Raw genomic sequence first — 25,162 nt, 5'->3', positions numbered from 1 at the left:
TTTCGTAACACCGGGCCCGTGCGAAGCACGCTGCTGGTCCCGATGAGCGATCGCGGGAGACCATATCCCCATGGACGAGCGATCCCGGCAGCAGCGGTCCTGATGGGCGCCACCCGCTGCACGTGCGTCTGGGGCGTCCGGCCCCTCATCCGGCTCGTCGGCGATCCGACCTGCCCCGCCTACACGCTGCACGTCCTCGTAGAAAGCGCCGGCCCCGCCCGGGATCGCAGCCCCGAGTCCTGACCCGTCCGGGCTCCCGCCCCTGCCCGCCGGCCGGGGGTACATTGGGCCCATGGCCAGCGAAGCGATGATCCTCGACGTCGACGGACCGGACGGCGTGCGGCCCGTCCGGGTGTCGAGCCCCTCCCGGGTCCTGTGGCCCCGGGCCGGGCTGACCAAGCTCGACCTCGCGCGGTACCTCGTGGACGTGGCACCCGCCTTCCTCCGCGCCAACGGCGGCCGGCCGGTATCGCTCCAGCGGTTCGGCGGCGACGTGGACGGCGAGTACTTCTTCAGCAAGAACCCGCCCAAGGGGGCCCCCGACTACGTACGCAGCGTCGGGGTCACCTATCCCAGCGGACGCTCGCACCCGCAGCTCGTCCTCGACGAGCCCGCGTCCGTGGTGTGGGCGGCCCAGATGAACACCGTCGTCTTCCACCCGTGGGCCTCACGGGCCGAGGCGCCGGACCTGCCCGACGAACTGCGCATCGACCTGGACCCGCAACCGGGCACCGACTTCGCCGACGTCGTCGTCGCCGCCCACGTGCTGCGCGCCGTGCTCGGCGAGGCGGGCCTCACCTGCTTCGTGAAGACCTCCGGCAACCGGGGCCTGCACGTCTTCGCGCCCATCCTGCCGGTGCACGAGTTCCTCGAGGTACGCCACGCCGTCATCGCCGCCGGACGCGAGCTCGAGCGCCGCATGCCGGAGCAGGTGACGACGGCCTGGTGGAAGGAGGAGCGGGGGGCGCGTATCTTCGTGGACTACAACCAGGCCAACCGCGACCGCACCATGGCAGGCGCCTACAGCCCGCGGGCCCTCCCGCACGCCCCGGTGTCCTGCCCGGTGCGCTGGGACGAACTCGACGGCGTCGACCCCGCGTCCTTCACGATCGCGACGGTCCCGGAGCGGCTCCGGACGGTCGGCGACCCGTGGGAGGACCTGCACGCCGTGCCGGGCAGCATCGATGGGCTCCGCGGCTGGTGGGACCGCGACGTCGACAACGGCCTCGGCGAGCTCCCCTTCCCGCCCGACTTCCCGAAGATGCCCGGCGAGCCGATGCGGGTACAGCCGAGCCGTGCGCGCACCCGCGACTGACCCGTCGTCACCCGGCGCGGGGCCTCTCCGGAGTAAACTCGGGGCATGACCACCGACGATTCCCCCCACACCGCCGTGGTCATCGAGGACGACGACGACGTGCGGGATCTGCTGCACACCGTGCTGACGGGATCCGGCTTCCGCGTGCACACGGCGCCCGCCGGACTCGCCGGCGTGGAGATGGTCCGCCGGCTCCGGCCCGACGTCGTCACCCTCGACGTCGGACTGCCCGACATCGACGGCTTCGAGGTGGCGGGGCGGATCCGGCGCTTCTCGACGACACTGATCGTCATGCTCACCGCCCGCGTCGACGCGGCCGACGAGAAGCGCGGCTACGAGGCCGGCGCCGACCGCTACCTGCGCAAGCCCTTCCGCCCGGCCGAGCTGCGCCGGCACATCCAGGAGGGGCTCGCGGCGAAGAGCACCTGAACGGAGATCCTGCCGCCCGAGGCCTCAGCCCCGGGCACTCCGGTCAGTCGCGGTCGTCGCGGATCATGTTCGTGATCCGTGCCGTGGAGAGCCTCCGGCCCTGCTCGTCCGTCATCACCACCTCGTGCGTCGTCAGGGTCCTGCCGAGGTGGATGGCCGTGGCGGTGCCCGTGACCACGCCGGAGGCGATGCTCCGGTGGTGGGTCGCGCCGACCTCGATGCCGACGGCATGCCGGCCCGGCCCGGCATGGATCCCGGCCGCGAACGAGCCGAGGGTCTCCGCGAGCACCACGTGCGCCCCGCCGTGCAGGATGCCCGCGACCTGCTGGTTGCCCTCCACGGGCATGGTCGCGACCATGCGCTCGGCACTCATCTCCGAGAAGACGATGCCCATCTTCACGGTGAGGGCACCCACCCCGTAGCGGCCCAGCCAGCCGTGCATCGCGGCGGGGATCCCGGCGGCGACCAGCTCGGCCAGGCGCTCCCCGGACGGTGGCTGGGAGGCGTCGGCGCGGGTGCGGTTGTCTGTCATGGCAACTAGGCTGGCACCTGTGAGTGAAACAACCAAACCCGCCGCCACCCTGACCATCGCCCCTCCCGCCGAGGGCGCCGCGGAGGCCACGGCCGCGGCGGGCGCGCAGGATGCCGGGCGCCGCAGCGACGGCTCACGGAACCGGCTCCTGGTCATCGACGGCCACTCCATGGCGTTCCGCGCCTTCTACGCCCTGCCGCCGGAGAACTTCTCGACCGACACCGGCCAGCACACCAACGCGGTCTACGGCTTCACGGCGATGCTCATCAACCTCATCAAGGACCAGAAGCCCAGCCACGTCGCGGTGGCCTTCGATCTCGACACCCCCACCTTCCGGTCGGAGGAGTACACGGAGTACAAGGCCGGCCGCTCGAGGACGCCCGAGGAGTTCCACGGGCAGGTGGACCTCATCATCAAGGTCATGGAGGCCATGCGCATCCCCACCATCTCCCTCGACGGCTACGAGGCGGACGACATCCTCGCCACGCTCGCCAGCCAGGCGGCGGCCGCCGACTGGGACGTGCAGGTGGTCAGCGGTGACCGGGACGCCTTCCAGCTCGTCAACGACCGCGTCACCGTGCTGTACCCGAAGCAGGGCGTCACGAACATCCCGCAGATGGATGCGCAGGCCATCGAGGAGAAGTACTTCGTCCCACCGCACCAGTACTCCGACCTCGCCGCGCTGGTGGGGGAGAGCGCCGACAACCTGCCCGGCGTGCCGGGTGTGGGCCCGAAGACGGCGGCCAAGTGGATCAAGCTCTACGGCGGTCTGGAGGGGATCCTCGAGAACCTGGACAAGATCGGCGGCAAGGTCGGGGACTCGCTGCGGGCCAACATCGAGGACGTGAAGAGGAACCGGCGCCTGAACCGCCTCCTCACCGACCTCGACCTGCCCGTGGAGCTGGGGGCCATGGTGTCGCAGCACCCCGACCGCTCCGCCGTCGAGGACCTCTTCGACTCGCTGCAGTTCAACACGCTGCGCAAGCGTCTGTTCGACCTCTTCGGGGAGGAGGAGACGGAGGACGAGGCGGACGAGCAGCACGCCCCCGCCCACGAGGTGCTCCAGGACGCCGCCGGCCTCACCCACTGGTTCAAAGCCACCAACCAGGCGCAGGCATCCGTCGCGCTGGCGACGGAGACGACGGCGGGGGCCACCGACGTCGTCGGGATCGCCGTCGTCACGGGGCTCTCCGCCGCCTTCATCCCGCTCGAACCGCTCGATGCCGATGCCGAACGAGTGCTCGGGGCCTGGCTGGCAGACCGGGATGCGCCGAAGATCGTCCACGACTTCAAGACCGTGTTCAAACTGCTCTCCGCCCGCGGCTTCCTGCTGGCGGGGGAGGTCGACGACACCGCGATCTCCGGGTACCTCATCCAGCCGGACCGCCGCAGCTACGACCTCGCGGACCTCGCCCAGTACCACCTGCGCCTGTCCATCACGGCGTCCGCCACCGACTCCTCGGGGCAGCAGGCACTCGACCTCGGAGCCGACGACGCCGCGTCGCCGGCCGTGGTGGCGGCCTTCGCCGCCCTGCAGCTCAGCGAGCACTTCGCCGGGCAGCTCGTCGAACGCGGGGCGAACCAGCTCCTCGGCGGACTCGAACTGCCGCTCGCCGAAGTGCTGGCCCGCATGGAACTCACAGGTGTCGCCGTCTCGGTCGAGGGCCTGGACCGGCTGTACGACGACTTCTCGAAGACCATCAGCGCCGCGGGCGCGGAGGCCTACCGGATCATCGGCAAGGAGATCAACCTCGGCTCGCCCAAGCAGCTGCAGGCCGTCCTGTTCGACGAGCTCGGGCTGCCGAAGACCAAGAAGATCAAGACCGGGTTCTCCACGGACGCCGACGCCCTGACCGATCTCATCACCAAGACGGGCCACCCGTTCCTCGAGCAGCTCCTCGCGTACCGGGACGCCCTGAAGCTCCGCCAGACGGTCGAGGGCCTGCGGAAGGCGGTGGGCGACGACGGCCGCATCCACACCACCTACCTGCAGACCATCGCGGCCACCGGCCGGTTGTCCTCGACGAATCCGAACCTCCAGAACATCCCGGTTCGCTCGGACGAGGGGCGCCGCATCCGCGAGGTGTTCGTCGTGGGGCAGGGCCGGAACGGCGAGAAGTTCGAGAGCCTGATGACGGCCGACTACTCCCAGATCGAGATGCGGATCATGGCGCACCTCTCCGGCGACGAAGGGCTCATCTCGGCGTTCCAGGAGGGCGAGGACCTGCACCGGTTCGTCGGCTCGCACATCTTCGGCGTCGCACCCGAGGAGGTCACCAGTGCCATGCGCTCCAAGGTCAAGGCCATGTCCTACGGGCTGGTGTACGGGCTGAGCTCGTTCGGACTCTCGAAGCAGCTCACCATCTCCGTCGACGAGGCGCGCACGCTCATGCGCGACTACTTCGAACGGTTCGGGGCGGTGCGTGACTACCTGCGGGGGATCGTCGAGCAGGCCCGCAAGGACGGCTTCACCTCCACCATCGAGGGGCGGCGCCGCTACCTCCCTGACCTCTCGAGCGACAACCGGCAGCTGCGGGAGATGGCCGAACGCGCCGCCCTCAACGCGCCCATCCAGGGCTCGGCCGCCGACATCATCAAGAAGGCCATGCTCGGCGTCGACGCCGCGCTGACGCAGCGCGGCCTGGCGTCCCGCATGCTGCTGCAGGTGCACGACGAACTCGTGCTGGAGATCGCCGAGGGGGAGCGGGACGAGGTCGAGGCGCTGGTCCGCCAGGAGATGGGTGGCGCCGCGGACCTCTCCGTCCCGCTCGACGTCTCCGTGGGGACCGGGGCGAGCTGGCACGACGCCGCGCACTGATCCCCGGACGGGTGCCGTCCGGGTCGCCGGCGTCGTGCTGGTGCACGCCGTAGGCATCCGTCTAGGCTGGTGAACTGTGAGCCAGTACACAGCCCCCGCCCAGACCGCCCACCAGCCGGACCTGAGAACCGAGATCTTCACCCCCGGCGCCGACGAGGACGCCACGCCCGAGGGCCGCTTCGCGAAGTGGCTCGACAGCGAGAGCATCGGCTTCCACGAGGGGACGCTCGACCCCGAGGACATCCCCCAGTACCTGACGGCCTACCAGGCCGACCAGCGCGTGCTGTGGGGTGTCCACGACAGCGCCCAGCCCGCTGAGGCTCTCGGCGCCGGACACCCCGTCGCCACCTACGGCACCATGGTGCATCCGCTGAATGTCGGCGGCGCGCAGCTCGACGCGCACCAGATCACAGCCGTCACCGTCCGCCCCAGCCACCGGCGCAACGGGATCCTCCGGTCCATGATGATGAGCGACCTCCGCGGGGCGCAGGAGCGCGGGCTGCCCCTGGCGATCCTGACCGCCTCCGAGGCCACGATCTACGGGCGCTTCGGCTTCGGCGCCGCCACCTTCACCCAGAGCGTCGAGGTGGACGTCCGTGAGCGCTTCGAGGTGACGGCACCGCGGACCGGCACGACGGCGCTCGTCGCCCGGGAACACGCCGTGAACCTCGCCGAAAGCATCTTCGAGCGCTTCCAGGCCGGAACTTTCGGCTCCGTCGGCCGGCAGTACGCCGTGGCCCGGCGCATCGCGGGAGTCTGGGGACGCGAGCGGCCCGTCGAGGACCGCTCGGTGCGGATGGCGGTGCACTACGACGCCGCCGGCGAGCCCGCCGGGTTCGTCAGCTACCGCTTCGCGGGCTGGGAGACCACGCCCTACACCATGAAGATCGTGGACCTCGTGGCCTCCACGCCGTCGGCCTACCTCGAGCTGTGGCGCTACCTCGGCTCGCTCGACCTCGTGGAGCGCATCACCTGGGACTCCGCACGGCGCGACGACGCCCTGCCGTGGGCGCTCCGGGACCGGCGCTGCTACCAGGTGAAGGGCACCGACGACGTGCTGTGGGTGCGGCTGCTCGACGTGCCGGTGGCCCTCGGGGCGCGGTCCTACCGGGGCAGCGGCAGGATCGTGCTGGAGGTGCTCGACGACCACGGCCTCGTCACCGGCACCTATGCACTGACCGTCGTCGACGGCGTCGGGGAGGTCGAGCGGGTCGAGGCGCCCGCCCCGGATGTCACGCTGACCGTCAACGCGCTGGGGTCCCTGTACCTCGGCGGAGTGCCGGCCTCCACGCTCGCCGCAGCCGGAGGACTGACCGCGCATACGGACGGCGCCGCCGGCGTCCTCGACGCCCTGTTCGGGCGGGCGCAGGAGCCCTACTGCATCACCTTCTTCTAGGGGATGCGGCGCCCCCTGGCGCCGCGTCGTCCGGCATCCCCGGGAGCCTCCGCCCAGCTTTGACGGTGTTGGAGCCCGGCGCTAGACTAGACAGGCGCGTGGTGCGCTCTGATGCTTTCCGGTGCTCGGCCGTCCAACGGTACTCGACCGGCGATCCATGAGCGTGCACCACCATCCCTGAATCTCACCGAGATTCGGTCCAATTCGTCCACATCCGGACACAGGACCCCGCACCCGACCCCGTCGGATCCGCGGGGGCCGGCGTGACCGGAGCAACTAATCTTCCACAACGGAGCCCCAACTACATGACCATCACCACCACCGAGAAGCAAGGTGCCCCCGTAGTCGCGATCAACGACATCGGCACCGCTGAGGACTTTCTCGCAGCGATCGACGCGACCATCAAGTACTTCAACGACGGAGATCTCGTCGAGGGTACCGTCGTCAAGGTCGACCGCGACGAGGTCCTGCTCGACATCGGTTACAAGACCGAGGGTGTCATTCCTTCCCGCGAGCTGTCCATCAAGCACGACGTCGATCCCGGGGACGTCGTCTCCGTGGGCGATCAGGTCGAGGCTCTGGTGCTCACGAAGGAAGACAAAGAAGGCCGCCTGATCCTCTCCAAGAAGCGCGCTCAGTACGAGCGCGCCTGGGGCGACATCGAGAAGGTCAAGGAAGAGGACGGCGTCGTCACCGGCACCGTCATCGAGGTCGTCAAGGGTGGCCTCATCCTGGACATCGGCCTGCGCGGCTTCCTGCCCGCGTCCCTCGTCGAGATGCGTCGCGTCCGCGACCTGGCTCCGTACATCGGCCAGCAGATCGAAGCGAAGATCATCGAGCTCGACAAGAACCGCAACAACGTCGTGCTGTCGCGTCGTGCATGGCTCGAGCAGACCCAGTCCGAGGTGCGCTCCACGTTCCTCAACAAGCTCGAGAAGGGCCAGGTCCGTCCGGGCGTCGTCTCCTCGATCGTCAACTTCGGTGCGTTCGTGGACCTCGGCGGCGTCGACGGCCTCGTGCACGTCTCCGAGCTGTCCTGGAAGCACATCGACCACCCCTCCGAGGTCGTCGAGGTCGGTCAGGAAGTCACCGTGGAGGTCCTCGAGGTCGATCTCGACCGCGAGCGTGTCTCCCTGTCGCTCAAGGCCACGCAGGAAGATCCCTGGCAGACCTTCGCCCGCACGCACGCCCTGGGCCAGGTTGTCCCCGGCAAGGTCACGAAGCTCGTGCCCTTCGGCGCGTTCGTCCGCGTCGAGGACGGCATCGAAGGCCTCGTGCACATCTCGGAGCTGGCTGTCCGCCACGTCGAACTGGCCGAGCAGGTCGTCTCCGTGGGTGACGAGCTCTTCGTCAAGGTCATCGACATCGACCTGGAGCGCCGCCGCATCTCCCTCAGCCTCAAGCAGGCCAACGAGGGCGTCGACGCCGACAGCACCGAGTTCGATCCCGCGCTCTACGGCATGGCCGCGGAGTACGACGACGAGGGCAACTACAAGTACCCCGAGGGCTTCGACCCCGAGTCGAACGAATGGCTCGAGGGCTACGAGAACCAGCGCGCTGCCTGGGAAGCCCAGTACGCCGAGGCGCAGTCCCGCTGGGAGTCGCACAAGAAGCAGGTCGTCCAGCACGCGTCCGACGACGCCGCTGCGGCGAACGAGCCCGCCGAGTCGAACTCGACGAGCTACTCGTCCGAGCCCGTCGTCACCGAGTCCGGGTCCGGTTCGGGAACGCTCGCTTCCGACGAGGCGCTTGCCGCGCTCCGCGAGAAGCTGACCGGGGCGTAAGCTCCCGTCACAGCAGTACACGGAGAAGGCCCCCGTCCTCCGGACGGGGGCCTTCTCCGTTCCCGGTCCCGTCTCCGTTCCGTGGTCGAGCGCGCACGTGTGGCGGGTGTCGGGCGCTGCGACCCACCGGACGTGTCCCCTCGCGGGGAGCTTCCCGACGGCGCGTGCCCAGGCTCCGGTCGCGCGTGGTCCTAGCGGCGCGTCGACACCGTCACGGTGAAGCGCGGTGAACGGTCGAGCTGTCGGGTGGGGCCGATGGTCCGCTCGAGGGCCTGCCGGTAGCGGAGGTGGCTGTTCCACACCGTGATGAGTTCCCCGCCGGGCGCGAGGACCCGGGCACACGCATCGAAGAGCCGATGGGCCACACCGGCGTGGACCGTGCTGCCGAGGTGGAAGGGCGGGTTGAGAATGATGCGGCCGACGGAGGCGTCCGCCAGGGCGGAGAGCGCATCGTCCCTGCTCACCGTGATGCGGTCGGCCACCCCGTTGGCCGCCGCCGTCGCCCTCGTGGACGCCGTCGCCGAGGCGGACTGGTCCGTGGCGAGGACCCGGAGGTCCGGATGGGCCAGCGCCACGAAGGCTGCGATGGCACCGTTCCCGCACCCCAGGTCGACGACGTCGGCGTCCTCCGAGGAGATTGCCGGGAGCTCCGGGAGGCGGCGCAGATGGGGGAGCAGCAGTCGTGTCCCGGGATCGAGCGCCGGCCCGCCGAACGTCGCCCCGTAGGCGAGCAGTTCCAGCGGGCGGGCGAGCCCGACGTCGTGCCGTGCGCGGCGCGGGAAGGTGGACGCCCCCGTCGGCAGGGGAGCCGACGCCGTGAGGACCCGCGCCTTCTGCCGGGCGAGGCCCGCCGAGACGTTCCCGAAGTAGCGGCCGAGGACCGCGTTCATGGAGACGGACATGTGCTTGACCCGTCCTCCCGCCAGGACCTCGACGTCGGGCCGCGCATGGGCTGCGATGGTCCAGGCGATCTCCTCCAGTTCGTCGAGCGAGCGCGGCAGGCGCACCAGGACGGTCGACACGCCGTCGAGGAGTTCCGCGCCGAGGGGCAGTGGCCGATACGCGTCCTGCAGCCCCTGCTCGGCCGCATTCAGTGCGAGCGCCCGCTCGTGGACCACGCCGTCCTGGAAGGCGCGGACAGCCCGGACGGAGAGGTGCGCGGCGCCGAGCGTGAGCGCGCCGTAGGAGTCGTTGATGGTCGCGATGTCGCCGGGGAGGCGGAGCCGGTCCGCGCTGGTGTCGAGGAGCAGCCGGTCCGCCGCATCCACGGCGACCAGCTCGGCCGCCTCCAAATCGGGTCGGCGGCGCAGGGAGTCGAGGCTGAACGGGGTCACCGACCAATCCTAGGTGCGGGGGACGTGCGGCCGGGGCGACGGGCGCCCGTTCAGGAGCCGTCCTCATCGGATCCGCCAGACTTATCGGGCGGTGGACGGCGTGCCTAGGCTGGAGTTCCTCAGCATGCTTACCACGGAGCCAAGGAGTAGACGTGACCCAGTCGTCGGACCATGAAGCACTGCCCCTGCCCGATTACGACCACATCCCGCTCGGGACACTACCCACGCGCATCACCGGCCTCGACGAGGGCGGCCTCCAGGCCCTGCTCGACTATGAAGAGGCCCACGGCGACCGACTCCCCGTCAAGCTCGTGCTGCAGCAGAGGCTCGAGGCGGTGCAGGGCGGAGCCGACCTCGCGGCCGGCGCGGGCACGTCACACCCCGAGGTCGACAGCACCTCCGGGGGCTCTCCCGTCAGCCCGGTCACGTCCGGACCGCCGATCAATTCACCGTCCCAGGGCGACCCCACCAACCCGGCCCAGCCACGCTAGCTGCCGGGGGTCCGCGGGCCTACTGCCAGGGACCCGTCGTCGGGCCGGCGGCACTACCGTGCGCCCGGGAGTGCTGTGAGCAGCTTCCTGTCGAGGACCAGCTCGACCGACAGCGTCTTGTAGCCCTCCGAATCGAACAGGACGGTGATGACGCCCTCGTCGTACCCCATCACCGTGCCGGCGCCCCACTCGGGATGATCCACGGAGCTGTCGACGTCGAACGGAACGGTCCCGGCCTCCGCCGGCGGCACGGCGTCCGCCTCTGACGGACCTTCGGCGGACTCGCGGCGGGTACAGTTCCCGCAGTTGCCGCAGGGCTCGGCGAGCTCCTCCCCGAAGTAGCCGAGCAGGAACTGCCGCCGGCAGCCTCGCGTCTCGGCATAGCGTCTCGCCATCTCGACACGGGACTGGTCGATCCGCTCCCGGATCTCCGCCTGCTCCACCCCGCGCGCCACCGCGTCCGCGGCGGTCATCTTCCGCGCGCGGTACCCCTTCGCTCCCTCCACGATGCACTCCGACGCCTCGAGCAGATTGAGGAGTCCGGTCAGCTTCCGAGGGGACAGGCCCGAGAGCTCCTTCAGCTTCTTGATCTTCACCGGCTTGGTCCGGGCTGCGATGAGCACGAACAGGTCACGCAGCTGCGTGCGGTTCACGGATCTCGCGGCGAAGAAGCGGCGCAGGGACAGGTCCTCCGGGCGGTAGTGCAGGATCGCCCGCGCCTCGAGCCCGTCGCGCCCGCCGCGGCCGATCTCCTGGTAGTAGCTGTCCAGCGAATCCGAGATGTCCGCGTGGACCACATACCGCACGTCAGGCTTGTCGATGCCCATGCCGAAGGCCGTGGTCGCCACCACGACGTCGATCGTGCCATCGAGGAAACCCTGGTGGACCACCTCCCGCTCCTGCCTGAGTTTCCCGGCATGATAGGACTCCGCGCGCAGTCCCTTCTCCTGCAGTTCGGCCGAGAGCCCGTCCGCGGCCTTCTTCGTCGCGACGTACACGAGCCCGGGCCCGGTGAGCCCGAGGACCTGCTCCCGCACGGCGCGCAGCTTGTCCTCCTCCTCCACGTGGTGCACAGCGTCCAGGAAGAGATTCGGGCGGTCGAAGCCCTCCACGAGGACCACCGGGTCCACCAGCCGCAACCGGTCCATGATCTCGTTCTGCACGGGGTGCGACGCCGTGGCGGTCAGCGCGACGACGGGCGCGCCCAGCTCCCGCAGGAGATGCCCGAGCTGCAGGTAGTCGGGCCGGAAGTCATGCCCCCACGACGAGACGCAGTGCGCTTCGTCGACCACCACGAGGGAGATGTCGAGGGACTTCAGCCGCGCGGCGACGTCGTCCCGGGCGATCTGCTCCGGGGCGAGGAACAGGAACTTCGCCCGGGTCGCCTCGTCCTCGGACGCGGCGGACCAGGCCTCCTCCACCTCGCCCGTGGTCAGGCCCGAGTTGATGACGCGGGCGCGGGTGGCGCCCGTGTGCTCGTTGATCGACGCCGCCTGGTCGTGCTGCAGGGCGATGAGCGGGGAGACGACGAGGGCGATGCCCGGGAGCGCCATGGCGGGTACCTGGTAGATGGCCGACTTGCCGGAGCCGGTCGGCATGACGCAGAGGACGCTGTGGCCCGCGAGGACCGCGCTCATGGCCTCCTCCTGGCCGGGGCGAAGATCGTCCCAGCCGAACGTGGCGGCGGCGGTTTCCTGAAGGTCCTGCAGGGTGATGGTCACGGTCCTCCTCGAACAATGTAAGTGGGCTTAGCGTATGAGGGTCCTCCGACATTTCCTCCGGCGGCAGCCCGGACGTGGGGGAGTCTTGACAGCCCCGGACGGGGCGCGCACTAGGGTGGGCTCATGCTGCGTATCGGACTGACAGGGGGCATCGCCGCCGGGAAGTCGGTGGTGGCCCGCCGCCTCGCGGACCGGGGGGCGGTGCTCGTGGACTCGGACGTCCTGGCGCGTGCCGCCGTCGCGCCGGGATCGGACGGGCTCGCCGCCGTCGTGGCCGCCTTCGGCCCTGAGATCCTCGACGCGGACGGCTCGCTCGACCGGCCCGCCCTCGGGCGGCTCGTCTTCGCCGACGCGGCGGCCCGCGAGCGCCTCAACGCCATCGTGCATCCGCGCGTCGGGGCTGCGGCCGCGGCCCTCATCGGCGGAGCGCCGGAGGGCGCCGTCGTCGTCGAGGACATCCCCCTCCTGGTCGAGACCGGCCAGGCCCCGCGGTTCCACCTCGTCGTGGTCGTCGACGCCCCGGACACCCTGCGGATCGACCGGATGGTGGACCGGCGCGGCATGGAGCGGGCTGACGCCGAGCGGCGCATCGCGGCTCAGGCGTCACGGCACGACCGGCTGCGTGCCGCGGACGCCGTGCTCGTCAATGACCGCGGGGTCGAGGAGCTCCTCGCCGCCACGGACACCCTGTGGGAGACACGCATCGTGCCGTACCGCGACAACCTCGCGGGAGGACGGCCGGCGGACCGGGGCGTCGCGCGTCCGACGGCGGGCCTCGCCGGCACGCTCGGACTCCTGGATCGTGTCCGGGCGAAACTGGACGCCGTCCTGCCGCCCGGCTGCCGCGTGCTGCCGGAGGAAGGGCCGCAGGGGGCACCGGGGGCCGTGCGCGAGGACGCACGGGACGACGTGCGGGAGGACCGGGTGCGCGCGGCCGTCCGCGTCGTCGTTCCCCCTGCCGCGGACCCCGCCGCGGCGTCGGACGCCGTCACCCGGGCAGGCTTCCCGCCCGACGGCCCCACGGGTGCCGGAGGCACACCGTCGACGGCGTCCCACCGGGCGGCCGACCCGGCCGTCGACGTCACGGTGACGGTCGTCCCGGAGCCGGCGTCCGCCTGAGGTTCCGGACGGCGCCGGGGCTTTCAGCCGCCAGCAAACCGACGGGGAAGTGTCGGTGGCAGGGACTACCGTTGAACCATGAGTCTTGCGCAGGAAATCAAGCGTGTGGTCGCCCCGTTCGAGGTCATCAGCGAGTACACGCCGGCCGGCGACCAGCCCACCGCCATCAAGGAACTGTCCGCGCGGATCAACGCGGGCGAGAAGGATGTCGTCCTGCTCGGCGCCACGGGCACCGGCAAGAGCGCCACGACCGCCTGGCTGATCGAGCAGGTGCAGCGCCCCACGCTGGTCATGGTGCAGAACAAGACGCTTGCCGCGCAGCTCGCCAACGAGTTCCGGGAGCTGCTGCCCAACAACGCCGTCGAGTACTTCGTCTCCTACTACGACTACTACCAGCCCGAGGCCTACGTCCCGCAGACGGACACCTTCATCGAGAAGGACTCCTCCATCAACGAGGAGGTCGAACGCCTCCGGCACTCCGCGACCAACGCACTGCTGACGCGCCGCGACGTCATCGTCGTCGCGACCGTCTCCTGCATCTACGGCCTCGGCACGCCCGAGGAGTACATCAACAAGATGGTCACCCTGCGGCGCGGTGACCAGATGAACCGCGACGCCCTGCTGCGCCAGTTCGTGGGCATGCAGTACACGCGGAACGACATGGACTTCCACCGCGGCACGTTCCGGGTGCGCGGCGACACCGTCGAGATCATCCCCATGTACGAGGAGCACGCCCTGCGGATCGAGTTCTTCGGGGACGAGGTGGAGAACATCTACACCCTCGACCCGCTCACCGGGAACGTCATCCGGGAGGAGGAGGAGATGTACGTCTTCCCCGCCTCCCACTACGTGGCCGGTGAGGACCGCATGACGCGGGCGATCAAGGACATCGAGGACGAGCTGCAGCAGCGCCTGGCGGAACTCGAGTCGCAGAACAAGCTCGTCGAGGCCCAGCGCCTCCGCATGCGGGTCACCTACGACCTCGAGATGATGGCGCAGATGGGCTTCTGCAACGGCATCGAGAACTACTCGCGGCACATCGACGGCCGCGATCCCGCGTCCGCGCCCCACTGCCTGCTCGACTATTTCCCCGACGATTTCCTCCTCGTCGTCGACGAGTCGCACGTGACCATCCCGCAGATCGGAGCCATGTACGAGGGGGACTCCTCCCGGAAGCGGACCCTCGTGGACCACGGGTTCCGCCTGCCCTCCGCCATGGACAACCGCCCGCTGAAGTGGGACGAGTTCCAAGACCGCATCGGGCAGACGGTCTACCTGTCCGCCACGCCCGGCAAGTACGAGCTGGGCAAGGCCGACGGCTTCGTGCAGCAGATCATCCGCCCCACGGGCCTCATCGACCCCGAGGTGGTCGTCAAGCCGACCAAGGGGCAGATCGACGACCTGCTGGACGAGATCCGCAAGCGCGTGGCGATCAACGAGCGCGTCCTGGTCACCACCCTCACCAAGCGCATGGCCGAGGACCTCACCGGGTACCTGCTCGAGCACGGGGTGAAGGTCGAGTACCTCCACTCCGACGTCGACACGCTGCGCCGGGTGGAGCTGCTGCGGGAACTGCGGATGGGCACCTTCGACGTCCTGGTCGGCATCAACCTGCTGCGTGAGGGGCTCGACCTTCCCGAGGTGTCACTGGTCAGCATCCTCGACGCGGACAAGGAGGGCTTCCTCCGGAGCGCGACGTCGCTCATCCAGACGATCGGCCGCGCGGCACGCAACGTGTCCGGTGAGGTGCACATGTACGCGGACCGCATCACGGACTCCATGGAGCGGGCGATCGACGAGACCAACCGGCGGCGCGAGATCCAGGTGGCCCACAACCTGGAGCACGGCATCGATCCCACCCCGCTCCGGAAGCGCATCGCGGACATCACGGACACCATCAACCGTGAGGACGCCGACACGCGCGCACTGCTCGAGGAGGCCGGCAAGTCCCGGAAGCCCAAGAAGGGCGCCAAGCGGCACGAGGGCCTGGCCTCCGTGCCTGCCGAGGATCTCACGGATCTGATCCAGCAGCTCACGGACCAGATGCACGCTGCCGCAGCCGAGCTCCAGTTCGAACTGGCCGGCCGGCTGCGCGACGAGGTCAGCGACCTGAAGAAGGAACTGCGGCAGATGCAGTCCGCAGGCCACGCCTGAGGGCAGGCCGTTCACCGGCGCCGGCCTCGCAGGCCGGCACCGCGTCAAGAAAGGGGAGGAAAACGACGGCGGATAGTTCGTCGGCTTCCTTTCCCGACGGGTAGCATGGTCCCGACGTGGGGGAGTATCCCTAAGCGCTACGGACGTCAGCACGCGGGGCACAGTTGCCCCGCCGGGCGTAGCAGCCGACCGGCTCGATCCGGCGGCGGAGAGACTCACGGCGATCCACAGCACCCCCGGAAGGTATTACATGCCCGCATTGCCCGTAGCGTTCGAGGTCGGCACGTTCATCGTGCTCGGCCTGGTCCTGCTCTTCGATCTGCTGCTCGTCGTCAAGCGGCCGCACGAACCATCGATGAAGGAAGCGGGACTCTGGGTCGCGTTCTACGTGGGTCTCGCGCTGGTGTTCGCGGCCCTGATGTTCGTCTTCACGGGGCCGGAGTACGGCGGCCAGTTCGTGGCAGGCTGGATCACCGAATACAGCCTCAGCATCGACAACCTCTTCGTCTTCATCATCATCATGGCGCGCTTCTCGGTACCCAGGAAGTACCAGCAGGAGGTCCTCATGGTGGGCATCATCATCGCCCTGGTACTCCGCGGGATCTTCATCGCCCTCGGCGCGGCCGTGATCGAGAACTTCAGCTGGATCTTCTTCATCTTCGGCGCGTTCCTCCTCTACACCGCGTACAAGCAGGCCACCGATTCGGGTGAGGACGAGGAAGAGGCCGGCGACAACAAGCTCATCGCGAAGCTCCGCACGGTCCTGCCGATGTCGGACTCCTACGACGGCAACAAGATCCGCACGGTGGTCAACGGCAAGAAGGTCTTCACGCCCATGCTGATCGTCTTCGTGACGATCGGCCTGACCGACCTCCTGTTCGCCGTCGACTCCATCCCCGCGATCTTCGGCCTGACGCAGAGCGCGTTCATCGTGTTCACCGCGAACATCTTCGCGCTCATGGGCCTGCGCCAGCTCTACTTCCTGCTCGGCGGGCTGATGACGCGCCTCATCTACCTCAAGCACGCGCTGTCCGTGATCCTCGCGTTCATCGGCATCAAGCTGATCCTGCACGCGATGCACGTCAACGAACTGCCGTTCATCAACGGCGGCGAGCACATCGAGTGGGCCCCCGAGATCCCGACCTTCGTGTCGCTGGCCGTGATCGTGGCCACCATCGTCGTCGCCGTGATCGCCAGCCTCATCCGCTCCGACGCCACCGGCCAGGACAAGGCCGAGGACGGGCCCACGGACGGGACCGGGGACGACGCGTCGAGCACGCCCGCCGTCGATCCCGGACTCGTCGAGGCCGCCGACGAGGCCGACGTCAAGGAACCCCGCCGCTAGGCTTCACGCCGACGCAGCACACCGCAGGACACACGAGGGACCCCGCACGCTGCGTGCGGGGTCCCTCGTGGTCCCAGGGCGGTGCTACAGCCTGGAGCGGGTGGGCGCGATGTCGGTCCCGTGATGGCGGGAGGCCCGGGACACCCGCCACCGGGTCAGGCGCACGAGCGTGGTCAGTGCCGAGCGGACCAGCGGCCTGTCGAGGGTCGTGTAGGCGTCGGCGATGGCGGCCTGCCACAGGGCATCGTTGTAGGTCGGATAGGCGTGGGTCACCCCGGCCAGGTCGCGGGTCGTCAGCTTCTGGTGGACCGCGAGGGCCAACTCGCCGACGGTTTCCCCCGCCCTCGGGCCGACGACGGTTCCGCCCAGGATCCGGCCGCGCCGGTCGATGATCAACCGGGTGAAGCCGGCGATCCGGTCCTCGGTGATCGCACGATCCGCGTGCGCATGCTCGATCGTGCGCACCCGATGGTGGGAGGTCTCGGGCCTCGTGATGCCTACGGCCGCGACCTCGGGGGACGTGTAGGTGACCCGGGGCACCGTCCTGCTGACGGATCCGCGGACGCCCAGGACGGCGTTGGACACCGCCGTGCTCGCGTGCACGCCGGCCAGGTGCGTGAAGTCCGGGTTCTGGGTCACATCACCCGCCGCCCAGATCATCGGGCTCGACGTCCGCATCATGGCGTCCACCCGCACGTGTCCCTGCTCGTCGAGGTCGACGCCGAGGGACTCCAGACCCAGCCCGTCGGTGCGGGGTTTCCGCCCCGCTGCTACAAGAATGGTGTCCGCAGCGAAGGTCCTGCCGTCATCGATCTGGACGCGACTCACGGCTTCCGGTCCGCCGTCCGCGGAGGTGGTCACCCCCTCCACCGTGACGCCCTCGATGATGTGCACGCCGTCCCGAGCCAGACCGGCGCGGACGACGTCGACGGCGTCGGGATCCTCCCGGGGAAGGATCCGTGAGCTGACGAGCATCACGACCCCCGCGCCCAGTCGGGCGAAAGCCTGCCCCAACTCGCAGGCGATCGGTCCTCCGCCGATGATCACCAGGCGCCGCGGCAGCTCGGTCAGGTCCCAGACGGTCTCGGATGTGACGACGGGCGCCGCGTCCAGGCCGGGAATCAGCGGAAGGACGGGCTCACCTCCGGTGGCGACGAGTGCCTGACGGAAGCGGACGACGTCGCCGTCGATCTCTGCTCGGCCGGGCCCGGTGAAACGGGCAGCACCGTGGCGGACGGTCACGCCTGCCGCTGTCAGGGCGGCGGGTGAATCCTCGGGCTCGATCCGGGAGATCGCGTCCGCGATCCGTTCCCTGACCGTCGAGAAATCCGATCCCCCCGACGCGGGTCCGGCCGCCCCGGCCGGGCCGGATGCGCCCGCCGCGGCGGCGAGCAGCGTCTTGGACGGCACACATCCGGTCCACAGGCAGTCGCCGCCCGTGCGGTCCCGCTCCACCAGGACTACGCTCGCCCCGAGACGGGACGCCGTCGTGGCTCCGACGATCCCCGCCGTACCGCCGCCGACCACCAGAAGATCGATCACGTCGTTGCTGGTTCTCATGGTGCCGGCTCAACCTTTCGTCGACGTGGTGCCCCATCCCGGTGCTCCGTGGTGCTCGCCGGGGGCCTAAGCTGATCGCTCACGTGCTATTCGTGGCACCTACGTCCTGTGGAGTGGTTCCGATCGCGGAAAAATACAGTCGCTTCGCCCCGTTCTACGATCTGCTGTCCGGTGAGTTCCCCGTGTACCGCGCGGGCCGTGTCCTCGGGATACGGTCCCTGGACCTCGAGCCGGGTCATCAGGTCCTCGACCTCGCCTGCGGTACGGGACTGAACTTCGCGCACCTGCAGGACCGGATAGGGCCCAGCGGGACCATCGTCGGGATCGACCGCAGCGCGGAGATGCTCGCCCAGGCCCGGCGGAAGGCGGACCGACGCGGCTGGAGCAACATCATCCTGCTGCAGGCCGATGCAACCACCTCCTCGGCCGCGTCGCTCAGCGCCTCCATCGCCTCCCGGGGAGGGAAGGACCTCTCCGATGCCACCCTGGCGACCTACGCACTGTCGCTCATGAAACCGTGGGAGGCGGCGTGGGAGACCATGAAGGACCTCACCGCACCGTCGGGTTCCCTCTGCGTGGTGGACATGCAGGACCCGGCAAGCCGCATCCCCGGGATGACCGCCCTGGCCCGCGTCGCGTGCCGGCTCGGAGGCGCAGACATCACGGTCCAGCCCTGGCAGGGACTGGAGCGGGACTGTACCCAGGTCACCGGAGCAGCCGCCCGGGGCGGGCACCTCCAGGTGCGGACCGGCCGCCGGCGGCCGTGACGACCGGTTCACCCCGTGGACCCCTGTGAGCCCTGTGATCCCCCGGGGGCGTGCCGTGGTCCAGGACGGCCGCCGACCCGGGTGGCGCGGTCCGGTGTCCTACGCCGCCGGCCCGCGCCGCGTCATCGCGAGCAGCCGCTCGAAGATCGCCTCGCCGTCGTCGGCGATGCCGTCGTGGTGGAACTCGTCCGTCTCCCACACCTCCAGGTTCCGCACGCACGCCGCCGTCGCCAGCGAGAGGTCCCGATCCACGTAGATGTCGTGGCGGTACACGGCGGCGGCGGCGGGCACGGTGTTCGTCGCCAGGACGTCCGCGTCGTACAGCGGCCCCCAGTCGGCCTTCTCCGCGAGGACGTCGGCGACCGCCCGCAGCGGCCGGAGCGCCGGGTCCTCCTCGAAGTACCACGGGTAGACCATCTCCCCCGTCAGGAGGACCTCGGCGGCGTCGTCCCTGAACCACGGGTACTCCTCGAGGACGCGGGCGGCGGACCACGACGAGGGGAGCCCCTGGCAGTAGATCGATTCGTGCAGCAGCGCGTACAGCGGCTGCGACGCCCGGCTCACGACGGCGTGGACCTGCTCGAGGAACGCCGCCGACAGGCGGGGGCCGTCCACCGTCGTCGTGAACGCGTCCTCCAGCAGGTAGTGGAGGGCGTGCACGCGCGTGTTGCCGCCCAGGAAGGAGCCGATCATCTGGAACCGCCGCACCGTGAGCCGCTCGCCGCTCGGGAGGAACTCCGCCACCCGGTCCAGATGGCGGGCGATGCGCGTCACGCGGTCGCGGTCCTCCGGGTACCACCCGAAGTATTCGGCGTTGCGTTCTCCGACGCGCGTGAACGTCGCCCGGTATACCTGGTCCGGCGAGCCCGCCAGGGGTGCGAGACCCCCGGTGATCAGGGCGCGATCGACGCCCTCCGGCGCCCGGGAGAGGTAGGTGAGCGTGCAGAAGCCGCCGTAGCTCTGCCCGAAGACCGTCCACGGCCCGCTGCCCAGCCGACGGCGGATGAGCTCGGCGTCGTCGACGATCGAGTCCGCGCGGAAGTGGGCGAGGTAGTCGGCCTGCGCCTGCGGGGACGGCAGGTCATCGAGGGTCGCGGCATCGGCCGGCGTCGACAGACCGGTGCCGCGCTGGTCCAGCATGAGGATACGGAAGTCCCGGGCCGCGGCCTTCATCCAGCCCGAGAGCTGGGTGATGCGCACGCCCCGGCCGCCGGGGCCGCCCTGCAGGAACAGGAGCCAGGGAAGCCGGGCCACGGCGTCGTCGCTGTGCTCGGTGGAGGAGTATTCGCGGGCGAACACCTCGATGCGGGCGGAGTCCGGGTCAGCGTGGTCGAGCGGGACGCGGAACAGGTGGCTCGTGGCGCGTAGGCCGCGCATCACGGTGGTGCGGCCGACACCGTGATCGGCGGCGTGATCGGCCGTGTCCGGTGCGACGGTCGGCCCGGTCACAGGGCGGCGACGTCGGCGAGCGCGTCGCCGGTGAGCCGGAAGGTGCTCCACTCGGACTGCGCCGCCGCGCCGAGGTTCTCGTAGAAGCGGATGGACGGCTCGTTCCAGTTGAGCACCGACCATTCCACGCGGGCGTAGCCGCGCTCGGTGGCGATCCGGGCGAGGTTCGCGAGGAGGGCCTTCCCGTGGCCGGCGCCGCGGGCCTCGGGCCGGACGTAGAGGTCCTCGAGGTAGATGCCGTTGACGCCCTCCCAGGTGGAGTAGTTCAGGAACCAGAGGGCGAAGCCCTGGACCTCGCCCCGGTCCTCCGCCACGTGGGCGTAGATGGTGGGCCGGTCCCCGAACAGGGCCGCGTCGAGCGAGCCGGCGGTGTTCCGGACGGCGTCCGGCTCACGCTCGTAGAGGGCGAGGTCGTGGATGAGCTGGAGGATGACCGGAACGTCTGCCGGCCGTGCTTCCCGAATGGTAGTCATGCCTCCAGCCTAGTCAAGGAGCCAGGCCTGGTGTGGCCAGGTCAGGCGGCCGCAGGGCCCCCGACGCCGAGGATCCTCACCACCGGGCTGCCGGCCTCGTCGGACGCCGCGAGGTCGATCTCCGCGTTGATGCCCCAGTCGTTGTTGCCCTCCGGGTCCTTCAGGATCTGCCGCACCTTCCACGCCGTGGCCGTCTTCGTGATGAGCAGGAGGTTCGGGCCGCGCGCGTCGGGGCCGTCGTCGATGTCCTCGTAGTCCCCGAAGTAGCCGTCCAGGGCCTCCGCCCAGCGGTCCGCGGTCCAGCCGGAGTCGGCGTCGAGCGTGCCGAGCGCGGCGTCCTGCTCGTCGGCGAAGAGCTTGACCCGCTGGAACATCTCGTTGCGGACCATGACGCGGAAGGCTCGCTCGTTCGAGGTGACCGATGGCGGCTCCTCCGGCAGGTCGACCGTGTCCGTCGCGGCGGCCGGCGTGAGGCCGGCGGTCAGCTGCGTCCACTCGTCGAGGAGGCTGCTGTCCACCTGGCGAACCAGTTCGCCGAGCCATTCGAGGATGTCGCTGAGGTCCTCGCGCAGCGCCTCGACGGGGACGGTGTGGCGCAGCGCCTTGTAGCAGTCGGCGAGGTAGCGCAGGAGGATCCCCTCGGACCGGGTGAGGGAGTAGAACGCGACGTACTCGCCGAAGCTCATGGCCCGCTCGTACATGTCCCGCACCACGGACTTCGGGGCCAGCTCGAAGTCGCCGAGCCACGGCGCGGACGCCCGGTACACGTCGAAGGCCTGCTGCAGCAGTTCCTCGAGGGGCTTCGGGTAGCTGACCTCCTCGAGGCGGGCCATCCGGGCGTCGTAGTCGATGCCCTCCGCCTTCATCGCGGCCACCGCCTCCCCGCGGGCCTTCTTCTCCTGCGCGTTGAGCACCTGGCGGGGCTTCTCGAGTGTGGCCTCGATGACCGAGACGACGTCGAGCGCGTAGCCCGGCGCCTCCGGGTCGAGCAGCTCCAGGCTCGCCATCGCGAACGGGGAGAGCGGCTGGTTGAGGGCGAAGTTGGCCTGCAGGTGCACTTTGAGCCGCACCCGGCGGCCGTCCGGCTCGGGCTCGGGGAGCTTCTCGACGATGCCGGCTGTGACGAGCTCGCGGTAGATCCCGATGGCGCGGCGCATGAGCCGGAGCTGGGACGCCCGCGTCTCGTGGTTCTCGGTCAGGAGCCGCTTGGCGGCCGTGAAGGGGTCGCCGGGCCGTTCGAGGAGGTTCAGGAGCATGGAGTGGCTGACGGAGAACGACGACGTCAGGGGGTCCGGGACGCTCTCCACGAGCCGCTCGTAGGTGGGCTTCCCCCAGGAGACGAAGCCCTGCTGGGGCTTCTTCCGCACCACCTGGCGCAGCTTCTTCTGGTCGTCGCCGAACTTGGACACGGCCTTCGCCATCGCTTTGGCGTTCTCCACCACGTGCTCCGGCGCCTGGACGACGACGGTGCCCGCCGTGTCGTAGCCCGCGCGGCCGGCACGCCCGGAGATCTGGTGGAACTCCCGGGCGTTGAGCAGGCGCGTGCGGACGCCGTCGTACTTGCTGAGGGCGGTCAGGAGCACGGTGCGGATGGGCACGTTGATACCCACGCCGAGGGTGTCGGTGCCGCAGATGACCTTGAGCAGACCGGCCTGGGCGAGCTGCTCGACGAGGCGCCGGTACTTGGGCAGCATCCCGGCGTGGTGCACGCCGATGCCGTGGCGCACCAGCCGGTTGAGGGTCTTCCCGAAGCCGGCGGAGAACCGGAACGTCGCGATGAGCTCGGCGATGCGGTCCTTCTCCTCGCGCGTGCAGACGTTGACGCTCATGAGGTTCTGGGCGCGCTCGATCGCCTCGGCCTGGCTGAAGTGCACCACGTAGACGGGGGCCTGCCGCGTGGCCAGCAGCTCCTCGAGGGACTCCTGGACGGGCGTCTCGACGTAGTAGAAGTGGAGGGGGATGGGCCGCTCCACGGACGTGACGGTGGCCGTGGCCCGGCCGGTGCGCTCGGTGAGGTCCTTCTCGAAGCGCGTGACGTCGCCGAGGGTCGCGGACATGAGGAGGAACTGGGCCTGCGGCAGCTCGAGGAGCGGCACCTGCCAGGCCCAGCCGCGCTGCGGGTCCGAGTAGAAGTGGAACTCGTCCATGACCACCGTGTCGACGTCCGCCTGGGCGCCCTCCCGCAGGGCGATGTTGGCGAGGATCTCCGCGGTGCAGCAGATGATCGGCGCGTCCTGGTTCACGCCCGAATCACCCGTGATCATGCCGACGTTCTCCGGCCCGAAGATGTCGCAGAGCGCGAAGAACTTCTCGGAGACGAGGGCCTTGATCGGGGCGGTGTAGTAGCTGGTGCGGCCCTCGGCGAAGGACTTCAGGTGGGCGGCGATCGCGACGAGGGATTTCCCCGAGCCGGTGGGCGTCGCCAGGATGACGTTGCTGCCCGAGACGAGCTCCATCGCCGCCTCGTCCTGCGCCGGGTAGAGGGTGAGACCCCGGCCCGCCGCCCAGCCGGTGAAGGCCTCGTAGACCGCGTCCGCGGGAAGTCGGCCGTCGTCGTGCCGGGGGAGGTGCTCTTGGATGGTCATGGTCCCCTCAGCCTACCGGTGGACGGTCGGGGCCGGGGTCCTGCCGGGCCTCCTACCAGCCCCGCTGCTTCCACTCCGCCAGCGAACCGCGTTCCGCCCCGAGCGTGGTGCCCTTGCCGTGGCCCGGGTGCACGCGGGTGTCGTCCGGGAGGACGTCGAAGATCCGCGTCACGACGTCCTCGTACAGGGACGCGAAGCGGTCCCGATCGCCCTGGGTGTTGCCGAGGCCGCCGGGGAACAAAGAGTCACCGGTGAAGAGGTGCGCGGGCCCGTGGGGGTCGCGGTAGAGGAGCGCGACGGACCCGGGGGTGTGTCCGCGCAGGTGGATCGCCTCGAGCTCGAAGCCCTCGAAGGAGCCGACGTCGTGGTGTTGCAGCGGGACGTCCGTCGGCACGGCGATATCCGCGACGTCGTCCTCCCCGGCCGCGGTGCGGGCCTTCGTCGCCTCCCTGACCTCGGCCAGGGCCCGGACGTGGTCCCAGTGTGAGTGCGTCGTGACGATCAGCGCCACGCGGGCCTCGGCGTCCGTGTCCTCCTGCGCGTCGGCGAGGAGATCGAGGATGGCGGGGGCGTCGTCGGCGGCGTCGATGAGGACCTGGGCGCCGCTCGATCTGGAGGTCAGCACGTACACGTTGTTGTCCATGTCGGACACCGAGATGGAGCGGACGGTCACTTCTGCGAGGTCGGCGAGAATCATGCCGCAAGCCTACGAGAACGGCGGAAGCACTGCTTGCGCGGTCGAAACGAGCATGCTGACTATGCGGTACGCACGGTGGTCGAGCAGACGGCCCCAGGTTCTACGCTCAGGAGCGCACATGCTTGTCCGTCACCATCACGATTCTTCGCCGGACGGTGTCTTCGTCCCGGGCGCGGTGAAGCCGGCCGCTCCGGAAGGACGGCGATGATGCGCCGGGTGGGTGTCGAGGAGGAGTTCGTGATCGTCGACAGCGCCGGCGGGCGGCCGGTGGCGCTGGGCGAGGTGCCCGGGCGCCTGGGCCAATCGAAGATATTTAGCTATTGCCTATAGCTTCCAGGCAATGAATACTAGCTACATGACCTCCACCGCTCCCGCACCCATTCCTCCGACCCGGTTCATCGTCCGTCCCGAGGGGCGCGTCGCCTACGACCTCCAGGGGTCCGGCCCGCTCCTGGTCCTCGTGCCGGGCATGGGCGAACTTCGCTCCGCCTACCGCTTCCTGACGCCGAAGCTCGTTGCGGCCGGCTACTCGGTCGCGAGCACCGACCTTCGCGGTCATGGTGACAGCGACACCACCTTCTCCTCCTACGGCGATGTCGAGACGGCCAGTGATGTGCGGGCGTTGATCACACACCTCGGCAGGCCGGCGGTCATCATCGGAAACTCGCTGGCCGCCGGCTCCGCAGTGATCGTCGCCGCCGAACATCCTGATCAGGTCGACGGCCTGGTGCTGATCGGCCCGTTCGTGCGCAACCCTCCGGCACATGCCGTCACGCGGGCCCTGTTCCGCACCATGATGGCCCCGCTCTGGGTCGCCGCGGTATGGAAGGCGTATATGCCCACCCTCTACGCCGGCCGCAAACCGGAGGATTTCCAGGAGTACCGCAAGGCGGTCGTGGCGAGCCTTCGGCGTAAGCCCTATGGCAAGGCCTTCTCGCTCACCACCCGGCAGACCGACCACGATCCCGCGGAGGCGAAACTCGGCGCGGTGACCGCCCCGACGATGGTGATCATGGGGGAGAAGGACCCCGACTTCAAGGACCCGGCCGCCGAGGCCCGCTTCGTCGCCGGAGCCCTCCGGGCGGAGGTCGTGATGGTCGCCGATGCCGGTCACTACCCCCAGGCGCAGCAACCCGACGTGACCTCGAAGGCCGTCCTCCGGTTCCTCAGGGCGGTGCAGCGTGCCTAGGGCC

20 protein-coding genes are annotated in these 25,162 nt (G+C 69.8%); 11 read left to right on the top strand and 9 right to left on the bottom strand.

Annotated features, from left to right (window positions below; translation table 11 throughout):
* The first annotated feature begins 292 nt into the window (after window positions 1–292).
* Window positions 293–1,315, top strand: coding sequence for a non-homologous end-joining DNA ligase (gene ligD, locus C4K88_RS05130; RefSeq protein ID WP_104120552.1), 1,023 nt, complete (start codon window positions 293–295; stop codon window positions 1,313–1,315).
* Between the two features lie 45 nt (window positions 1,316–1,360).
* Window positions 1,361–1,744, top strand: a complete 384-nt coding sequence (locus C4K88_RS05125; RefSeq protein WP_104120551.1) for a response regulator transcription factor — start codon at window positions 1,361–1,363, stop codon at window positions 1,742–1,744.
* Window positions 1,745–1,787: 43 nt separating this feature from the next.
* On the opposite strand, the gene C4K88_RS05120 is transcribed toward C4K88_RS05125, so the two are convergent.
* Window positions 1,788–2,276, bottom strand: a complete 489-nt coding sequence (locus C4K88_RS05120) for a hotdog fold thioesterase (RefSeq protein WP_104120550.1) — start codon at window positions 2,274–2,276, stop codon at window positions 1,788–1,790.
* A 169-nt stretch (window positions 2,277–2,445) separates the two neighbouring features.
* Between C4K88_RS05120 and polA the strand changes: the two genes are divergently transcribed.
* From polA to rpsA, 3 genes are all read left to right on the top strand, one after another.
* Window positions 2,446–5,094, top strand: coding sequence for a DNA polymerase I (gene polA, locus C4K88_RS05115; protein ID WP_241521743.1), 2,649 nt, complete (start codon window positions 2,446–2,448; stop codon window positions 5,092–5,094).
* A 76-nt stretch (window positions 5,095–5,170) separates the two neighbouring features.
* Window positions 5,171–6,490, top strand: a complete 1,320-nt coding sequence (locus tag C4K88_RS05110) for a GNAT family N-acetyltransferase (RefSeq protein ID WP_241521714.1) — start codon at window positions 5,171–5,173, stop codon at window positions 6,488–6,490.
* 305 nt (window positions 6,491–6,795) lie between these two features.
* Entirely contained in the window at window positions 6,796–8,274 is a 1,479-nt protein-coding gene (gene rpsA / locus C4K88_RS05105; RefSeq protein WP_104120548.1) for a 30S ribosomal protein S1, read from the top strand.
* A gap of 191 nt (window positions 8,275–8,465) precedes the next feature.
* Here rpsA and C4K88_RS05100 read toward each other — a convergent pair whose 3' ends face one another.
* Window positions 8,466–9,608: a class I SAM-dependent methyltransferase gene (locus C4K88_RS05100; RefSeq protein ID WP_104120547.1), complete on the bottom strand. Its 1,143-nt coding sequence runs from the start codon at window positions 9,606–9,608 to the stop codon at window positions 8,466–8,468.
* 152 nt (window positions 9,609–9,760) lie between these two features.
* On the opposite strand from C4K88_RS05100, the gene C4K88_RS05095 reads away from it, so the two are divergent.
* A complete protein-coding gene (locus C4K88_RS05095; RefSeq protein WP_104120546.1) occupies window positions 9,761–10,099 on the top strand; it encodes a DUF8129 domain-containing protein in 339 nt (112 codons plus the stop codon).
* Between the two features lie 53 nt (window positions 10,100–10,152).
* Here the strand turns inward: C4K88_RS05095 and C4K88_RS05090 are convergent, their stop codons facing one another.
* Window positions 10,153–11,820, bottom strand: a complete 1,668-nt coding sequence (locus C4K88_RS05090; protein ID WP_241521713.1) for a RecQ family ATP-dependent DNA helicase — start codon at window positions 11,818–11,820, stop codon at window positions 10,153–10,155.
* 123 nt (window positions 11,821–11,943) lie between these two features.
* On the opposite strand from C4K88_RS05090, the gene coaE reads away from it, so the two are divergent.
* The 3 genes from coaE to C4K88_RS05075 all read left to right on the top strand — a co-directional run bounded on the left by coaE (window position 11,944) and on the right by C4K88_RS05075 (window position 16,438).
* Window positions 11,944–12,939, top strand: a complete 996-nt coding sequence (coaE, locus tag C4K88_RS05085; RefSeq protein WP_104120545.1) for a dephospho-CoA kinase — start codon at window positions 11,944–11,946, stop codon at window positions 12,937–12,939.
* 78 nt (window positions 12,940–13,017) lie between these two features.
* Complete coding sequence (gene uvrB, locus C4K88_RS05080) at window positions 13,018–15,093, top strand: excinuclease ABC subunit UvrB (RefSeq protein WP_104120544.1); 2,076 nt, start codon at window positions 13,018–13,020, stop codon at window positions 15,091–15,093.
* A gap of 250 nt (window positions 15,094–15,343) precedes the next feature.
* Window positions 15,344–16,438 (top strand): TerC family protein, encoded by a 1,095-nt coding sequence (locus C4K88_RS05075; protein WP_104120543.1) that lies wholly within the window; start codon window positions 15,344–15,346, stop codon window positions 16,436–16,438.
* Window positions 16,439–16,522: 84 nt separating this feature from the next.
* On the opposite strand, the gene C4K88_RS05070 is transcribed toward C4K88_RS05075, so the two are convergent.
* Window positions 16,523–17,998: a dihydrolipoyl dehydrogenase family protein gene (locus C4K88_RS05070; protein WP_104120542.1), complete on the bottom strand. Its 1,476-nt coding sequence runs from the start codon at window positions 17,996–17,998 to the stop codon at window positions 16,523–16,525.
* Window positions 17,999–18,111: 113 nt separating this feature from the next.
* Here C4K88_RS05070 and C4K88_RS05065 point away from each other — a divergent pair, with 113 nt between their 5' ends.
* Window positions 18,112–18,765 (top strand): class I SAM-dependent methyltransferase, encoded by a 654-nt coding sequence (locus C4K88_RS05065; RefSeq protein WP_206604348.1) that lies wholly within the window; start codon window positions 18,112–18,114, stop codon window positions 18,763–18,765.
* 99 nt (window positions 18,766–18,864) lie between these two features.
* On the opposite strand, the gene C4K88_RS05060 is transcribed toward C4K88_RS05065, so the two are convergent.
* The 5 genes from C4K88_RS05060 to C4K88_RS17325 all read right to left on the bottom strand — a co-directional run bounded on the left by C4K88_RS05060 (window position 18,865) and on the right by C4K88_RS17325 (window position 24,272).
* Window positions 18,865–20,142: an alpha/beta fold hydrolase gene (locus C4K88_RS05060; RefSeq protein WP_104120805.1), complete on the bottom strand. Its 1,278-nt coding sequence runs from the start codon at window positions 20,140–20,142 to the stop codon at window positions 18,865–18,867.
* Between the two features lie 68 nt (window positions 20,143–20,210).
* Window positions 20,211–20,687: a GNAT family N-acetyltransferase gene (locus C4K88_RS05055; protein ID WP_104120541.1), complete on the bottom strand. Its 477-nt coding sequence runs from the start codon at window positions 20,685–20,687 to the stop codon at window positions 20,211–20,213.
* Between the two features lie 41 nt (window positions 20,688–20,728).
* Complete coding sequence (locus C4K88_RS05050) at window positions 20,729–23,272, bottom strand: DEAD/DEAH box helicase (protein ID WP_104120540.1); 2,544 nt, start codon at window positions 23,270–23,272, stop codon at window positions 20,729–20,731.
* Window positions 23,273–23,324: 52 nt separating this feature from the next.
* Window positions 23,325–23,969, bottom strand: a complete 645-nt coding sequence (locus tag C4K88_RS05045) for an MBL fold metallo-hydrolase (protein ID WP_104120539.1) — start codon at window positions 23,967–23,969, stop codon at window positions 23,325–23,327.
* 135 nt (window positions 23,970–24,104) lie between these two features.
* Window positions 24,105–24,272, bottom strand: a complete 168-nt coding sequence (locus C4K88_RS17325; protein ID WP_167398975.1) for a hypothetical protein — start codon at window positions 24,270–24,272, stop codon at window positions 24,105–24,107.
* A 52-nt stretch (window positions 24,273–24,324) separates the two neighbouring features.
* Between C4K88_RS17325 and C4K88_RS05040 the strand changes: the two genes are divergently transcribed.
* Complete coding sequence (locus tag C4K88_RS05040; protein ID WP_104120538.1) at window positions 24,325–25,158, top strand: alpha/beta fold hydrolase; 834 nt, start codon at window positions 24,325–24,327, stop codon at window positions 25,156–25,158.
* Window positions 25,159–25,162: the final 4 nt, after the last annotated feature.

Origin of the sequence: Arthrobacter pityocampae (assembly GCF_002927275.1) — a bacterium.
In the GTDB taxonomy this organism is placed as follows: domain Bacteria; phylum Actinomycetota; class Actinomycetes; order Actinomycetales; family Micrococcaceae; genus Arthrobacter_D; species Arthrobacter_D pityocampae.
Note: the sequence above shows the minus strand (reverse complement) of the source record. Positions and strands in the feature narration are given on the sequence as shown.

Excerpts from the sequence above, each read along its gene's own strand:
- C4K88_RS05125 (WP_104120551.1), top strand. The coding sequence starts at position 1,361 with ATGACCACCGACGATTCCCCCCACACCGCCGTGGTCATCGAGGACGAC.
- C4K88_RS05120 (WP_104120550.1), bottom strand. The coding sequence starts at position 2,276 with ATGACAGACAACCGCACCCGCGCCGACGCCTCCCAGCCACCGTCCGGG.
- C4K88_RS05050 (WP_104120540.1), bottom strand. The coding sequence starts at position 23,272 with ATGACCATCCAAGAGCACCTCCCCCGGCACGACGACGGCCGACTTCCC.
- C4K88_RS05070 (WP_104120542.1), bottom strand. The coding sequence starts at position 17,998 with ATGAGAACCAGCAACGACGTGATCGATCTTCTGGTGGTCGGCGGCGGT.
- C4K88_RS05040 (WP_104120538.1), top strand. The coding sequence starts at position 24,325 with ATGACCTCCACCGCTCCCGCACCCATTCCTCCGACCCGGTTCATCGTC.
- coaE (WP_104120545.1), top strand. The coding sequence starts at position 11,944 with ATGCTGCGTATCGGACTGACAGGGGGCATCGCCGCCGGGAAGTCGGTG.
- C4K88_RS05060 (WP_104120805.1), bottom strand. The coding sequence starts at position 20,142 with ATGCGCGGCCTACGCGCCACGAGCCACCTGTTCCGCGTCCCGCTCGAC.
- polA (WP_241521743.1), top strand. The coding sequence starts at position 2,446 with ATGGCGTTCCGCGCCTTCTACGCCCTGCCGCCGGAGAACTTCTCGACC.
- C4K88_RS05055 (WP_104120541.1), bottom strand. The coding sequence starts at position 20,687 with ATGACTACCATTCGGGAAGCACGGCCGGCAGACGTTCCGGTCATCCTC.
- C4K88_RS05045 (WP_104120539.1), bottom strand. The coding sequence starts at position 23,969 with ATGATTCTCGCCGACCTCGCAGAAGTGACCGTCCGCTCCATCTCGGTG.
- ligD (WP_104120552.1), top strand. The coding sequence starts at position 293 with ATGGCCAGCGAAGCGATGATCCTCGACGTCGACGGACCGGACGGCGTG.
- rpsA (WP_104120548.1), top strand. The coding sequence starts at position 6,796 with ATGACCATCACCACCACCGAGAAGCAAGGTGCCCCCGTAGTCGCGATC.
- C4K88_RS05075 (WP_104120543.1), top strand. The coding sequence starts at position 15,344 with ATGCCCGCATTGCCCGTAGCGTTCGAGGTCGGCACGTTCATCGTGCTC.
- uvrB (WP_104120544.1), top strand. The coding sequence starts at position 13,018 with ATGAGTCTTGCGCAGGAAATCAAGCGTGTGGTCGCCCCGTTCGAGGTC.